Raw genomic sequence first — 14,348 nt, forward strand, 5'->3', positions numbered from 1 at the left:
GCGCCTATTATCGCCGCTGTAAAGGCAGCTTTTTTCGATGGATGCCAAAAGGAATTTTTATGCCAGACCGCTTGCTTGAGCTTGGATGGATGCGCATCTTCGTCGAAGTTGCGCGGCTTGGAAGCTTTTCGGCGGCCGCAGCGCTGCTCGGGCTGACCCAGCCAGCCGTCAGCTATCAGATCCGTCGGCTGGAGGAGCAGCTCGGCGTCAGCCTGCTGCGCCGCCAGCATCGCGGCGTGACGCTGACTGCCGAAGGCGAGCGGCTTCTCGACGTCACCGCCAAGGCAGTCGGCGATATCGATGCGCTCGCCCGCAGCTTCCGTGCCGAGGCCCAGAGACCGGTCGTCCGGCTCAGAACCGACTATGCCTTTTCATCGCTTTGGCTGATCCCGCGCATGGACGGATTTCGGCTTCTTCATCCGGAAACGGATATACAGATCGTCGCGACGCAGCGGTTTTCGGCCGGCTTTCGTGACGAAGCGGATGTCGCGGTCGTTTTCGGCACGCGTGCGGAATTCGGCGCCATCGGCACGCTCCTGCTGCCAGAAAAGGTCGTGCCGGTCTGCACGCAGGGATTTCTCGATCGCAGCGGTCCGTTCGACGATCCGGGGCAGCTTGCCAAGGCGGTGCTGATCCATCTCGACACGCCGATGCCGTCGCCCTGGTTCGACTGGCGCAGTTATCTGACCGAATTCTCCGTCCTGCGCGACATCCATGCCGGCCGCGGCGATATCAGCTTCAATACCTACTCGCTGGTCGTTCAGGCTGCGCTGAGCGGACAGGGTGTGGCGATCGGCTGGATGGGGCTCGTCGATACGCTGCTCTCCGCGGGCATGCTGGTCGAAGCCGGCCCGCCGCTCGAGGCGCAGGACCGCGGTTACTGGCTGGTGCCGCCGCGATCTCCAAGCGCGCATAGCGAAAGCCTCGGTGCCTGGCTGGTGGATGAGGTCGAAAGGCTCTAGCGCCGCAATGCATTTCTCCGCTGGAGAAGACCTTGTCATCGGTCGCGCCGACCGACATTGTGGGATCGAATCCATAGCGAAAGTGGGCGGAAGCATGCGGCGAACGATCGGATATATCATTGGACTGCTTATGGTCGTCCTCGGGCTGATCTGGATTGGACAGGGAAGCGGCTATTTTCCCTATCCGGCGTCCAGTTTCATGATCGCCCAAACGATCTGGGTGCTTTGGGGCGCCATTCTGGCCGCAGCGGGAATTGTCGTACTGGTCATCATCTCGCGGCTGCGCCGGAGGTGAACCGCTGCCGCTTGCAGCGTCCGGAGTCGAAGTCGAATATCTGGCCGCGGCAGGCTGGCGAATGAAGGAGAATGGTATGAGTGCAACTGAAATCGAGGATTTTGCGACCCGGATCAGGAGCCATCAAGAGGGCATGATCTCCGCCTGGATCGGCATTCCCGATGCCACGCTCGCCAACCATCTGGCGCAGGAGTCCTTCGACGCCGTCGTGCTGGATATGCAGCACGGCATGTGGGACATGCCGTCGGCGGCGAACGCCGTCGGGCAGGTGCGTCTTGCCGGCAAACCGGCGCTGGCGCGCATTCCGGTCGGCGATTTCGCCTCCGCCTCGCGCCTTCTCGATGCCGGCGCCTCCGGCATCATCGCGCCGATGATCAATTCGGTCGAAGACGCGCAAGCCTTCGTCAAGACCACCAAATACCCGCCTGTCGGCGAGCGCAGTTGGGGACCGTCGCTGGCGTTGAACCATATGGGTCTGTCGGGCGACGATTATCTGAAAAACGCCAACGCGCTCACCGTCGCCATCGCCATGGTCGAGACCCGGGCGGCGCTCGACGCGATCGATGCCATTCTCGGCGTTGCCGGCATCGACGGCATTTTCATCGGCCCTTCCGACCTTTCAATCGCACTGTCGAATGGCGATCAGGTGGCGCCGAACGCTGCCGAGATCGACAGCGCCATGCAGCATGCGGTTTTGCGCTGCCGCGCCCACGGCAAATTCGCCTGCGCCTATGCCGCCGACGGCGAGCGGGCCGGCGAACTGCTGAAATTCGGCTTTGATCTGGTCATTGCCGGTGCGGAGACCACGCAATTGCGCTCCGGCGCCCGCCGCGCCATCAACGCCGCCCGCAGGGTCGCTTCGGGCAGTTGATCCGAGCGCCCGTCATTGCGCAGTTCTTCTCTGGGCACGTATTTTTGCGCTTGGGCCAGCCCGTTGATTGTGTGCTGCATGAGGGGTGCCTCGCCGCTACTGCAACCCGTTTCTCACGCAGCCATGACTGAACTGAACATGATCGACATATGGGTTACGGGATACAGGGTATTTACCGCCTCCAATGCCAACGGCTCTTTCCCGATTATGAACTTCGCGAGCCCAACATCGTGAGGCCGATAATTCACGGGGTAAAGACTGCGATCAGCTGAAACTCCTCTCATGTTCGCTTGTCGGAGGGTTCACGAGGGGAGCGTTCGCGCCGAAGTTTCGGCTCGTTACGCCAACGCACCAAGCCCGACCTCGATGGGTATTTCGATTTTATTGCATGACTAAACAGCGCAGAAAGGCACGCATTGGCCAACCCTTCGCAATCGTCCCAATTATCTTTGCATGCATCAAGGCTACACTTGCATTTAAATCGAAATTCCGTAAGCTATTTTTCATATTAGAAAGAAAGAGCTACAAATTCTTTCCATTTATGAAAGACGGAGCCTTTGCGAGAACATCTCGATCAGACCGACCGGCGACTGGTCAAGCTGCTGTCGCAGGATGCGCAGCTTGGCGTCAATCACCTCGCCGAGAAGATGGCGATCTCGGTGCCGACCGTGCGCGTGCGGCTTCGCGGTCTCGTGGGCCGCAACCTGCTCAAGATCGTCGGGTTGCTGAATCTGACCGAGCGCCCCGAATTGATTTCAGCCATCGTCGGCATCAATGCGCTGGGGCGCGGCCGAGCACGGGAACTGGCGCAGCGCATCTCCGAGCTGCCTTTCGTGAACTCGGCCTGCGTGGTCACCGGACGTTTCGACATTATCGTCGACGTGACCGTGGCCGGGGATGTTGACGATCTCTACCGTGTCACCAGCGAGCTGATCCCCGGCGCGGGCGAGCCGGGCGAAATCGTGCGCAGCGAGACCTTCGTCGTCATGGCCGCATGCAACAAGTGGGTCAGCCTGCCGGAAGGCTGCTGGTCCGAGGAGAATATGCGAAAGGAAACCGCATGAAGATCGCGGTTCTCGGCGGCCTCGGCCTACAAGGCCGGGCGGCGATCGCCGATCTCGTCGCCAGCGACGGTGTCGAGCAGGTGGTCTGTGTCGATACCGCGCCGGATGGCGCGGCCCGGCTTGGCGGCCTGACCGACCTTACCCGCATACGTTTCGTCGTGCCGGAAGGACCGATCGGTCCGGTGCTGGCGGATGTGATCCGGGATGCCGACGCCGTCATCGACCTCTTGCCACAGCCGCTGATGCGCGAGGCGGTGCTGGCGGCGATCGCCACGTGCACGCCGCTGGTCACCACCAATTACGGCAAGGCCATTGCCGATCTCGCTCCCGCGGCTACGGCAGCGGGCGTTTCGATCATGACCGAATGCGGGCTCGACCCCGGCATCGACCTTGTGCTCTATGCACGGGCCGCCCGGCAGTTCGAAACCATCACCTCCATCGATTCCTATTGCGGCGGCGTCCCCGAGCCGAAAGCGATGACCAAGCCGCTATGCTACAAGGTGAGCTGGAACTTCGACACGGTTTTGATGAGCCAGAACCGCGACAGCGTGCTGATCGAGGACGGCGAGCGGGTCGAGGTGCCGGCCCGCCGGCAACACGACAATCGCTTCATCCATCAGATCGAGGTCGCCGGCCTCGGCAGGCTGGAGGCCTTCCCGAATGGCGATGCGGCACATTATGCCGACATGCTCGGCTCTGCCAAGGGGCTGCAGCGCAGTGGCCGCTATTCGCTGCGCTGGCCGGGCTGGTCGGCGTTCTGGGCTCCGCTGAAGGAACTCGGCTTCCTCTCTGAAGACAAAGTGCCTGGCCTTGGCGCCAGCCCGCGCGAATTTCTCGGCCGGATGCTCGGTCCCCAATTGCAGTATGGCGCCGACGAGAAGGATCTTTGCGTGATGCGCAATGTCTTTTCCGGCAGCGAAGGCGGCCGCCGCAAAACAGTGACATCGGACCTGAACATAGAGCGCGACCTGACCTCTGGACTGTTCGGCATGAGCCGCGGCGTCGGCTATCCCGCCAGCATCGTGGCGCAGATGCTGGCGCGCCGCGAAATCGACGAGCCCGGCCTGCTCAACCCGCTGATGCATGTGCCGGACGGCCACTTCTTCGACGAATTGGCCAGGCGCGGCATCCGGGTTTCCGAGACGGTTAGCTGGGATTGAGGATTTTCGAGCGCGGTCGCCGCCGGCAACGGCACCGCTGTTCAAAAAGGCACCCAAGGGTGGGAACGACAACGATAACAGGGAGGAATGCCAAATGAAGATTGCCAAGCTTTTTATCACAACACTTGCGCTCGCAAGTATCGCGGCCGCTGCAAATGCCGGGGCGCTCGACGACATCACCAAGCGCGGTGAGTTGCGGGTTGCAGTACAGACACAAGGCCCTCCTTTCTCCCTGGTCGGGAAGGCCGGCGAACGGACCGGCAGTTCGGTCGAACTTGCCGAATTGATGGCCAAGGAAATGGGCGTGAAGATCACCTTCCTTGATTTCGACTGGGACGGCCTGATCCCGGCGCTGCTATCCGGCAAAGCTGATCTTCTGGTCGCCGACATGACGCCGACGCTGGCGCGGGGGATGAAGGTCGCCTTCACCAAACCCTATATGTTTACCGGCAGCACCGTTTTCACCAAGGCCGGTGGCAAGTTCGGCTCGACCAACGACTGCAAGGCCAAGGGCACCAAGATCGCTGTGCTCCTCGGTGCCACCGGCGAGAAAGAGGCCAAGGCCGCCTTCCCCGATGCCGAGATCAAGAGCTACAAGGGCGGCGGCCCGCTGTTGCTTGATGCTGTCAATAACGGCCAGGCCGATTGCGGCGTCAATGACGTCTCGGCAGTGAAGGGCCAGTCAACGGCCTATCCGGCCGGCAGCTTCACCATCATGCCCGACATGCTGTCAAAGGAACCGCTGGCGTTTGCCACGCGCTATGACGAGCAGGACCTCCTGATCTGGATGAACCAGTTTCTCGACCAGGTAAGCCTCGATGGCCGCCTGCAGAAAAACCTCGACTACTGGGTCAATTCCGACGACTGGAAGAAGGATCACTAGGTTCGACCCTGCTGATCGATCCGGATCATGATCTAGGCATCTTTACGGCCCAGACGGTTTCGCTTGCGCCTCGGCGTTGCGAAACCGTCTGGACAATTCGTCCCCTTGCCGCCTGAGGTAGTCCGCCCGCAATGCTCGAGAACTTCAGCTTCCGCACCATCGTTGAATATCTGCCCTTGTTCGGGCAGGGCCTCGTTACGACCGTGTGGCTGTCGCTCCTCTCCTTTGCCGGCGCGCTCGCCATTGGCATCGTGCTGGCCGCCATGAACCTGCAGCCCGCCCGGCTTTTTCGTCTTCCGGCCAAGGCCTATATCGACACGGTACGCGCCACGCCATTGCTGGCGCAGCTCTATTTCCTCTATTTCGGCCTACCCCGGCTCGGCTTCATCCTGCCGGAACTCGTTGTCGGCATTCTCGCTTTGTCGCTGAACAGCGGCGCCTATGTCGCCGAGATCATCCGTGCCGGCATCCTGTCGATCCCCCGCGGCCAGGTGGAGGCGGGCGTCGCTTCTGGGATGACCTACATCCAACGCATGCGCTTCGTCGTTCTGCCGCAAGCGTTCAAGGTAACGATCCCGCCGTTGCTGGGCCAGGCGATCGTGCTGGTCAAGGATTCGGCGTTGTTATCGTTGATCTCCGTCGCCGAACTGACACGGGCCGGGCAATTGCTCGCCTCTGACCGGTTCATGCCGGCGGAAGGTTTCATCGCCATCGCGGCGTTTTACCTCCTGCTCTACTACGGTCTTAAGGGGCTGGCGGCGCTGTCCGGACGTCGGCTCGGATTGGCACCAACAGGAGCGCGGACATGATCTGGCAGCAGCTGCAAAGCCTCGCCGGCAGCTATCCCCTTGCCTTGCGCGGCCTCAGCATGACCATCATGCTGTCGCTGATCAGCCTGGTGCTGGGTACGTTGATCGGCTTTTGCCTCGGCATCCTTCGAACCGGCAGCAACCGGCTGCTCAGCGGGGCGATCGGCACCTGGGTCGACCTGATCCGCGGCACGCCGTTCTTGGTCCAGATCTTCCTGATCTTCTTCATCCTGCCGGAATTCGGCATCGAGCTCGACGCCTTCTCCGCCGGCATCATTGCGCTGACAAACCTGGCCGCCTGCTTCATCTGCGAGATCGTCGCGGCCGGCATCCGCGCGGTACCAATCGGTCAGATCGAGGCGGCACTGGCCTCCGGTCTGTCACGCTGGCAGCGGATGCGTCAGGTGGTGCTACCGCAGGCGATGCGCATCGTGCTGCCGCCGCTGGTCGGGCAGTATGTGTTGCTGATCAAAGATTCTTCCGTCGTCTCGGCGATCGGGCTCACCGATCTCACCCGGGTCGGCTGGCTGGTGGTGCAGCGGGTGCCGAACGGCCTGCTGGTCTTCTTCCTGGTCGGCGTCGGCTATTTCATCGTTTGCTATCCGCTGATCATGCTCGCTCGCCGTCTGGAGCACCGGATGGGAACCGCCCATGGCGAGGTGCAATTGTGACGTCGCAGCAGAATCCGAAAGGTTGAACCAGCATGATCGAGTTTCGCGGCGTCAACAAATGGTTCGGCCCACTGAATGTGCTCAAGGATATCACGCTGAGCGTCGAGCCGCGCGAAGTTGTCGTCGTCTGCGGCCCGTCGGGGTCGGGAAAGAGCACCTTGATCCGCTGCATCAACGGTCTGGAGACGATCCGTAACGGCGATTTGCTCGTCGACGGCCAGCGCCTCGGCGATCCGGCTACCAACATGACACGGCTGCGCACCGAGATCGGCTTCGTTTTCCAGTCGTTCAACCTCTACCCGCACAAGACAGCATTGGAGAACGTCACGCTGGCGCCGATCCACGTGCGCAAGATCCCGCGTGCCGAGGCCGAGAAGGCCGGCCGCGAACTGCTTGCCAAGGTCGGTCTTGCCGACAAGCTCGATGCCTATCCCGCACAGCTTTCCGGCGGCCAGCAGCAGCGTGTGGCGATCGCGCGCTGCCTCGCCATGCGCCCCAAAATCATGCTGTTCGACGAGCCGACCTCGGCGCTCGATCCCGAGATGATCTCGGAAGTGCTCGACGTCATGGTCGCTGTCGCCGAGGAAGGCATGACCATGATGGTGGTGACCCACGAGATGGGTTTTGCCCGCAAGGTCGCCCAGCGCGTGGTGTTCATGGATGCCGGCGCCATCGTCGAGAGCGGCACGCCGGATGAATTCTTCGCCAATCCGAAAACCGACCGCAGCCGCGCCTTCCTGAGCAAGATCCTGCGCCATTAGGACACTCCGCGCAATAACTGCCGCGACCGTCGGCCCACCAAGGAGCTCGTCGACCTCATGCTGCAGGCTTTCCGCGGGCAGGGCGAAGACGGTGAACGGCAGACAGACGCAGCCTGAGCCGCTACTCCTCCATCGGCAATCGCCGAAGAGATTGGCTGCCGGAAATCTCCGTCAGCCGGCCGGCTTCACCGCCAGCCAGATGACATGGCGGGCGCCGCCGCGTTTGCCGTTGGCGCGGGTGTTGACTGCATCGACGGAAAAACCGCTGTCCTTGAGGCGGCTGGTGAAATCCGGATCCGGACCGGACGACCAGACGGCAAGCGCGCCGCCGGGGCGAAGTGCGTCGCGGGCGGCGCGAAGGCCGGCGAAATCGTAGAGCCGATCGTTGGATTTTCGGGTCAACCCATCCGGGCCGTTGTCGACGTCGAGCAGGATCGCGTCATAGGCGGCCTTGCCGGCGCGGATCGCCTCGCCGACATCGCCCTGATGGATGCCGACGCGCGGATCGTCGAGACAGCCCTTGAAGACCTCGGTCATCGGGCCGCGGGCCCAGGCAACGACAGCAGGCACCAGTTCGGCGACGGTGACGCCGGCATCTTCGGGAAGAACTGCCAGGGCGGCGCGCAGGGTAAAACCCATGCCGAGCCCGCCGATCAAGATTCTCGGCTTCGGATGCGCCTTGATCCGCTCCCAGGAAAGTGTCGCCAGCGCTTCCTCCGAGCCGCTGAGGCGGCTGTTCATCAGCTCATTGGCGCCGAGCATGATCGAGAATTCGCCGCCGCGCCGCTTCAATCGCAGTTCGCCGTTTTCACCGGGAATGGTCGCGGAATCGAGCTGTATCCAGGGGAGCATGACGGCTTTGCCTCGTTTGAAAGGAACCGTCCCCTAGCATGCGGCGATGAGCCGGGCCAGTCAGCAGGCCTCGGAGACCGTTTGAAAACGGCGCGGTGGTTTGAGGCGGTCCATGATTCAAGCTTCTGATGTGGACAGCAGCGAATTGGGTTCGGACGGCTGTCGGTGTTGGGGCGCCTCAAACGTCCTTTGTCAGACGAGGCGGCACCTCGTAGATTGCAACGACACTTTGGAGATTGGAAACATGGCGCTCAAGCGGATGGACAATGTAGGCATCGTCGTCGAAGACCTCGCAGCAGCGGTTGATTTCTTTGGCGAACTCGGCCTCGAGCTCGAAGGACGGGCCACGATCGAAGGAGAATGGGCCGGACGTATCACTGGACTGGGCGATCAACGCGTCGAGATTGCCATGATGCGCACACCTGATGGCCACAGCCGGCTCGAGCTTTCCCGCTTCCTCATGCCTGATATCGTCGCAGATCACCGCAACGCTCCGGTCAACGCGCTCGGCTATCTCCGCGTCATGTTCACCGTGGATGACATCGACATGACGCTGGAAAGGCTCAGCGCGCGGGGCGCGCAGCTCGTAGGCGAGGTCGTCCAGTATAAGGACGCGTATCGGCTCTGCTACATCCGTGGGCCCGAAGGGCTTCTCCTCGGGCTTGCGCAAGAACTCAGCTGAGGCGCAATCAAACGGGCTGTCAGATCATCCGCATGAAATGCTCCGGCTCCACTTCGACGATCTCGTCCTGCGGCGCGGCCGAACGGCGGCGGATATCCTCGACCTCGTCGGGCCGGAGACGGGCCTTCGGATCCTCGAAGCGGATGTCGGGATCGGGCACGGCCGAGAGCAGCAGCCTTGTATAGGGATGCAGCGGATTGTCGATCACCCGGGCGGTACTGCCCCATTCGACGATCTGACCGGCATACATCACGGCGATGTCTTCTGCGACATAACGGGCGGTGGCGATGTCATGGGTGATGTAGAGCAGGCCGAGGTTCATCTCCTGTTTCATCTCGTTCAACAGATTCAATACACCGAGGCGCACCGAGACATCGAGCATCGAGGTCGGTTCGTCCGCGACGATCACCTCCGGCTTCACGGCGAGTGCGCGAGCGATGTTGACGCGCTGGCGCTGGCCGCCGGAGAGTTCATGCGGATATTTCGGGGCGAGAAGATCGGGATCGAGCCTGACACGGTGAAGCAGTTCGCGGACCGCGCCGTCGATCTCGCTTCCTTTGATCTCCGGGCGATGCAGCTTCAGCGGCCGCCTCAGATGATGGGCGATGGTGTGGGCGGGGTTCAGCGAGGCGAAGGGATCCTGGAAGATCATCTGTACCGAGCGGCGGTAGCGGGCGATCTCGGCGGAGTTCGCCGCTTCGACCGGCCGGCCCTTGTAGAGAATCCGGCCCGATGTCGGCAGATATTCGCGCATCGCCATGCGGGCGCAGGTGGTCTTGCCGCTGCCGGATTCGCCGACGAGCGCCAGCGCCCTGCCGGCATGCAGCGAAAACGAGATGACGCGCGCCGCATGCACGGCGCCGGGACCATGGCCGAAAGTCTTCGTCACCGCGTCGAGCGCGAGGATGGCATTGGTCACAACAGCACTCCTCCATGCAGCGAGGGGAAGGAGGCCCAGAGCTTTTGGGTGTAGTCGTGCTGCGGCTTCCGGTAGATCGCCTCGGCTGTGTTCTGCTCCACCAGCCTGCCTGACAGCATGATGCCGATGCGGTCGCAGAACTGCACCATCAGCCCGAGATCATGGGTGATGAACAGCACCGAGAAGCCGAAATTGCGGCGCAGCTCGTTGATGCGCTGCAGGATCTCGCGCTGGACGACCACGTCGAGCGCCGTCGTCGGCTCGTCCATGACGACGAGCTTCGGATCGAGCGCCATGCAGATGGCGATGACGATGCGCTGGCGCATGCCGCCGGAAAACTGATGCGGATAGTCACGCATGCGGTCCGGCGCGATGTCGACGAGCCTCAGCATTTCGGCGGTGCGCTCGCGGGCCGCCGCACGGCTCATGCCCTTGTGGGTGCGCAGCATATCGTAGAATTGCGCCTCGATGCGCAGCACCGGGTTCAGCGAGTTCATGGCGCTCTGGAAGACCATGGCGACCTCGCGCCAACGGAATGCGGCAAGCGCCTGCCGGTCGAGCCCGAGCACGTCGCGGCCGTCGAGCAGGATGCGGCTCTCTTTGCGGATCAGGGCCGGCGGTTTGTGCAGGCGGCTGATGGCAAAGGCGATGGTGCTTTTGCCACAGCCGGATTCGCCCGCAAGGCCGAAGACCTCGCCCGGCGCCACGTCGAAGCTGACATCGTCGACGGCGCGGAAATCCTTCTCCTCGCCGATATAGTCGATGGTGAGGTTCCTCACCGAAAGCAACGGCTGCGTCACAGGCGGCCCTCCCCGGAACGGACAAGCAGGGACCAGCGCTTCAGGTGATTGCCGGTGCGCAGCCGCGGATTGGCGATCTCGTCGACGGCGAAGTTCAACAGCGACATGCCGATGCCGAGGAAGGCGAGCGCGAAGCAGGGGGTGAGAATATCCCACCATGCACCGACCGAAAGGGCCGAGGCCTTCTGGGCATTGTAGAGCATTGTACCCCACGAGATCGCGCGGGGATCGCCGAGGCCGAGGAATTCCAGCGTCGCCTCGGTGATGATCGCGAAGATGACGCTGCCGATGAAATTGATGCCGACGATCGAAATCACGTTGGGAAAGATCTCGAAGGTCATGATCCGCCATTGCGGCTCGCCCATCATCTCGGCCGATTTGATGAAATCCTTGTGTTTGACGGAGAGCGTTTCGGCGCGGGTGACGCGTGCGCCCCAGGCCCAGGAGGTGGCGCCAAGGATGAGGGCGATGACGAGCGGGCTTGCCTGGCCGATGAAGGCGGCCAGCACCAGCAGCAGCGGCAGGTTGGGAACGACCAGCACCATATTGGTGAAGAAGCTGATCACCTCGTCGGTTCTGCCGCCGCGATAACCGGAGATGATGCCGAGCGCGGTGCCGACAAGGGTGATCAGCAGGCCGGCGCCGAAGCCGACGGCAAGCGAGGTGCGGGCGCCGTAAATCAGCCGGGCAAAGACATCCTGGCCGATGCGGGTGGTGCCGAGGATATGGTCGAGCGACGGCGGCTGGTGCGGCCGCCCGGTGCGGGCGGCGGGATCATATTGCGTCAGCAGCGGTGCGGCGATCGCGATGATGATGATGACGGCGATGATGACGAGGCCGGTGAGCGCCTTGCGGTTTCGAAGCAGGGTCATCATCTCACGCTCCCTTCAGCCGCGGGTCAAGCAGCATATAGCTGACGTCGACGATGAAATTGGCGATCAGCATGGTCGCAGTCATGATGAGGAGCTGGCCCTGGATGACAGGGTAATCGCGGGCGAGGATCGCCTGGTAGAGAATGTTGCCGAGGCCGGGATAGTTATAGACGACCTCCGTCACCAGCGAGCCGCCGAGGATGGTGCCGATGGCGATGGCGAGACTGGAGACGGTCGGCAGCAGGGCGTTGCGGGCGGCGTACCAGAGCATCACATGTCGGTCGGAAAGTCCCTTGGCGCGGGCCATAACGATATAGTCCTCACCGAGCAGGTTGATCATGTTGTTGCGCATGGTGACGGTGAAGCCGCCGATCAGCACCGTGCAGAGCGTCACCATCGGCAGGATGCCGTGATAGGCGACGCTGCCGAGATATTGCAGGCTGAAGGCTGGATCGAGCGATGGATCGGCGGCGTAGCCGTTCGGAAACCAGCCGAGCGTGAAGCCGAAAATGAAGAGCACGATCAGCGAGGTGACGACGGCCGGCACCGAGGTCGCGAAAATCGCGCCGACGGAGACGATAACGTCGAACCTGCTGCCGCGGCGCCAGGCGGCGGCGATGCCGAGCAGGGTGCCAAGTGCAAAACTGATGATCGTCGCTGTGCCCATCAGGCCGACGGTCCAGATGAGAGCATGGCCGAGCACCGAGGTGACCGGCAGCGGGAAATACTTGATCGAGCGGCCGAGATCGCCGGTGAAGATGCTGCCGAGATAGGTGAGATACTGTTGCCAGAGCGGGCCGTCGACGAAGCCGAAGGTGAGCTTCAGCGCCTGCAGGCTTTCCGGTGGCAATTCGGTGCCGGCGCTGGAGAACATGATCTGCACCGGGTCGCCCGGCATCAGCCGCGGCAGGAAGAAATTGATCGTCGCTGCCGCGATGAAGGCTGCCATGTAAAAGACGAGGCGGCGAAGCAGGAAAACCATGGGAACTCCGTCGTGACGTGAGCGGCGCGTCTAGATGAGCATCCGAAAACCGCTTACAGTTTTCAGCATCATGCTCTGACGCCGCTCCCGGGATGATGATGCTTACTTGACGGGTTCGAGGGCCAAGAGGTTGAGCAGGCGTGCCGGGTTGGTCCGCGAGATCGACGGATTGACGAAGGGGTTTTCCTTGGTCGACCAGCCTGTGAAACGCTTGGTGTTGTACTGATACCAGTTCGGATTGTTGAACACCGGAATGACGGGCATATTTTCGGCGACGATGCGCTGCGCCTTGTTCATCGCATCCTTCTGCTCGGCAAGATCGGCGGTCTGGGTGAACTCGGTGACGAGTTTCTCGACATCAGGATTGAACCAGCGCTGCGCGGTGAAGCGGGTCTTGCCCTTGTCCGAAGCGCTGAAGGCGCGCTTGTAGGGATAATAGGGCGAGGCCGATGCCGGCAAGCTGTTGATCGCCGCATCGAAGGTGCCGTTGATGAGGTTGCCGGTCCAGACGGCTTCTTCAGGCGTTTCGATCTTGGCGTCGATGCCGACCGCCTGCATGCCTTCGACGGCGAGGTTGACGGTGTCGATCCAGTCGGTCCAGGCGCTCGGGACGATGATCGAGAAGGAGATCTTGCTGCCATCGGGATTGTCGCGGAGGCCGTCGCCGTCCTTGTCCTTATAGCCCGCTTCGTCGAGCAGCGCCTTGGCGGCATCGGCGTCATAAGTCGCGAACTTGCCGAAGTCGGCCTTGACCGATGGATCCGCCCAGCTCTTGTAAAGCTCGCCCATCAGGCCGGGGTCTTCGTTCAGCGTCGGATAGCCGTAGCCGGCGACATCGATCATCGTCTTGCGGTCGAGCGCCATCGAGACGGCACGACGGAACTTCAGATCGTTGAAGGCCTTTTTGTTGTTCTCGTTCGCCGTGTCCAGGTTGAACAGGAAGGCGACCATGCTGCTCGGCGAATACCAGTAGTGGAAATGCGCCGGGTCTTTGGACACATAGACATTGTCGATATCGGGAATGAAGGAGACGCCCCAGTCGAGCGTGCCGTCGGCCGTCGCCGTCAGCATCTGGTTGTTGTCGGCAAGCTGCGGGAAGCGCATGCAATCGACTTTCAGATGCGCGTTGTCCCAGTAGTTCGGATTGCGGCACTGGTCGTAGGTCTGGCCGGTGAAGCGCGGCACCTCCGTCAGCGGGCCGCTGCCGACCGGCGCCTCATTGGCGAAAGTGACCGGATCGGCGACGTCCTTCCAGACATGTTCGGGAACGATCGGCAGCTGCGAGATCTGTTCGGCGGCGAGCGAGCTCGGATTGGCGAGCGTGAAGCGCACCGTCTGGCCGTCGACGGCTTGCACGTCGGTGATGAAGGTCCAGATGCTGACGAAGTCGAGCGCCGGGAATTTCTTCAGGTAATCATAGGTGAACTTGACGTCGGCTGCGGTCAGCGGCTTGCCGTCCGACCATTTCAGGTTCGGACGCAGCTTGAAATCGATGCTCTTCAGATCGTCGGAGAGCTTGAAGCTTTCGGCCAGGCGATAAACCGGTTTGTTGCTGTCGAAGCGATTGAAGATAACCAGCGGCTCGTAGATGAAATCGAGCGTCGACTGGCGCGACGAGGTCTGGTTGAACGGATTGAAGTTGCGAACCCAGGTCGTCGCCGGTTCGATATTTACCGTCAGGATCGTCTGCGCCAGGGCAGAGCCCGAAAGCAGCGTCAGCGCAGCGGCGGCAAGAAGATATTTTTTCATGTCTTATTCCCCTTTT

General features: G+C 62.0%; 16 protein-coding genes. 10 read left to right on the forward strand and 6 right to left on the reverse strand.

All coding sequences use genetic code 11. The features are described from left to right. The first annotated feature begins 59 nt into the window (after positions 1 to 59). The 9 genes from HJB82_RS11895 (at position 60) to HJB82_RS11935 (ending at position 7,476) form a co-directional block, all read left to right on the forward strand. Entirely contained in the window at positions 60 to 962 is a 903-nt protein-coding gene (locus HJB82_RS11895) for a choline sulfate utilization transcriptional regulator (RefSeq protein ID WP_221140000.1), read from the forward strand. Positions 963 to 1,056: 94 nt separating this feature from the next. Further along, a complete protein-coding gene (locus HJB82_RS11900; protein WP_221140002.1) occupies positions 1,057 to 1,257 on the forward strand; it encodes a hypothetical protein in 201 nt (66 codons plus the stop codon). 76 nt (positions 1,258 to 1,333) lie between these two features. Then, entirely contained in the window at positions 1,334 to 2,128 is a 795-nt protein-coding gene (locus HJB82_RS11905; protein ID WP_221140004.1) for an HpcH/HpaI aldolase/citrate lyase family protein, read from the forward strand. A 557-nt stretch (positions 2,129 to 2,685) separates the two neighbouring features. After that, a complete protein-coding gene (locus tag HJB82_RS11910; protein WP_221140006.1) occupies positions 2,686 to 3,192 on the forward strand; it encodes an Lrp/AsnC family transcriptional regulator in 507 nt (168 codons plus the stop codon). Further along, positions 3,189 to 4,352: a saccharopine dehydrogenase C-terminal domain-containing protein gene (locus HJB82_RS11915; protein ID WP_221140008.1), complete on the forward strand. Its 1,164-nt coding sequence runs from the start codon at positions 3,189 to 3,191 to the stop codon at positions 4,350 to 4,352. Before HJB82_RS11910 ends, HJB82_RS11915 begins: the two co-directional genes overlap by 4 nt. A 94-nt stretch (positions 4,353 to 4,446) precedes the next feature. After that, a complete protein-coding gene (locus HJB82_RS11920; protein ID WP_221140010.1) occupies positions 4,447 to 5,235 on the forward strand; it encodes an ABC transporter substrate-binding protein in 789 nt (262 codons plus the stop codon). A gap of 131 nt (positions 5,236 to 5,366) precedes the next feature. Beyond that, positions 5,367 to 6,044 carry an amino acid ABC transporter permease gene (locus tag HJB82_RS11925; RefSeq protein WP_221140012.1) on the forward strand — a complete coding sequence of 226 codons (678 nt, stop codon included), beginning with the start codon at positions 5,367 to 5,369 and terminating at the stop codon, positions 6,042 to 6,044. Continuing rightward, positions 6,041 to 6,715, forward strand: a complete 675-nt coding sequence (locus HJB82_RS11930; RefSeq protein ID WP_221140014.1) for an amino acid ABC transporter permease — start codon at positions 6,041 to 6,043, stop codon at positions 6,713 to 6,715. Before HJB82_RS11925 ends, HJB82_RS11930 begins: the two co-directional genes overlap by 4 nt. Before the next feature lie 32 nt (positions 6,716 to 6,747). After that, on the forward strand, positions 6,748 to 7,476 hold the full coding sequence (locus HJB82_RS11935; RefSeq protein WP_221140016.1) for an amino acid ABC transporter ATP-binding protein: 729 nt from the start codon (positions 6,748 to 6,750) through the stop codon (positions 7,474 to 7,476). Between the two features lie 171 nt (positions 7,477 to 7,647). Here HJB82_RS11935 and HJB82_RS11940 read toward each other — a convergent pair whose 3' ends face one another. After that, entirely contained in the window at positions 7,648 to 8,328 is a 681-nt protein-coding gene (locus HJB82_RS11940) for a spermidine synthase (RefSeq protein ID WP_221140018.1), read from the reverse strand. Positions 8,329 to 8,572: 244 nt separating this feature from the next. Between HJB82_RS11940 and HJB82_RS11945 the strand changes: the two genes are divergently transcribed. Then, positions 8,573 to 9,010 carry a VOC family protein gene (locus HJB82_RS11945; protein WP_207585225.1) on the forward strand — a complete coding sequence of 146 codons (438 nt, stop codon included), beginning with the start codon at positions 8,573 to 8,575 and terminating at the stop codon, positions 9,008 to 9,010. A gap of 19 nt (positions 9,011 to 9,029) precedes the next feature. Here the strand turns inward: HJB82_RS11945 and HJB82_RS11950 are convergent, their stop codons facing one another. From HJB82_RS11950 to HJB82_RS11970, 5 genes are all read right to left on the reverse strand, one after another. Then, positions 9,030 to 9,929: an ABC transporter ATP-binding protein gene (locus tag HJB82_RS11950; RefSeq protein WP_221140020.1), complete on the reverse strand. Its 900-nt coding sequence runs from the start codon at positions 9,927 to 9,929 to the stop codon at positions 9,030 to 9,032. Beyond that, entirely contained in the window at positions 9,926 to 10,729 is an 804-nt protein-coding gene (locus HJB82_RS11955; RefSeq protein WP_221140022.1) for an ABC transporter ATP-binding protein, read from the reverse strand. Before HJB82_RS11955 ends, HJB82_RS11950 begins: the two co-directional genes overlap by 4 nt. After that, a complete protein-coding gene (locus tag HJB82_RS11960; protein ID WP_207585228.1) occupies positions 10,726 to 11,604 on the reverse strand; it encodes an ABC transporter permease in 879 nt (292 codons plus the stop codon). Before HJB82_RS11960 ends, HJB82_RS11955 begins: the two co-directional genes overlap by 4 nt. A 1-nt stretch (position 11,605) precedes the next feature. Next, positions 11,606 to 12,583, reverse strand: a complete 978-nt coding sequence (locus tag HJB82_RS11965; protein WP_221140024.1) for an ABC transporter permease — start codon at positions 12,581 to 12,583, stop codon at positions 11,606 to 11,608. 102 nt (positions 12,584 to 12,685) lie between these two features. Further along, entirely contained in the window at positions 12,686 to 14,332 is a 1,647-nt protein-coding gene (locus HJB82_RS11970; protein ID WP_221140026.1) for an ABC transporter substrate-binding protein, read from the reverse strand. Positions 14,333 to 14,348: the final 16 nt, after the last annotated feature.

The organism is Rhizobium sp. NZLR10 (assembly GCF_019685125.1).
GTDB lineage: Bacteria > Pseudomonadota > Alphaproteobacteria > Rhizobiales > Rhizobiaceae > Rhizobium.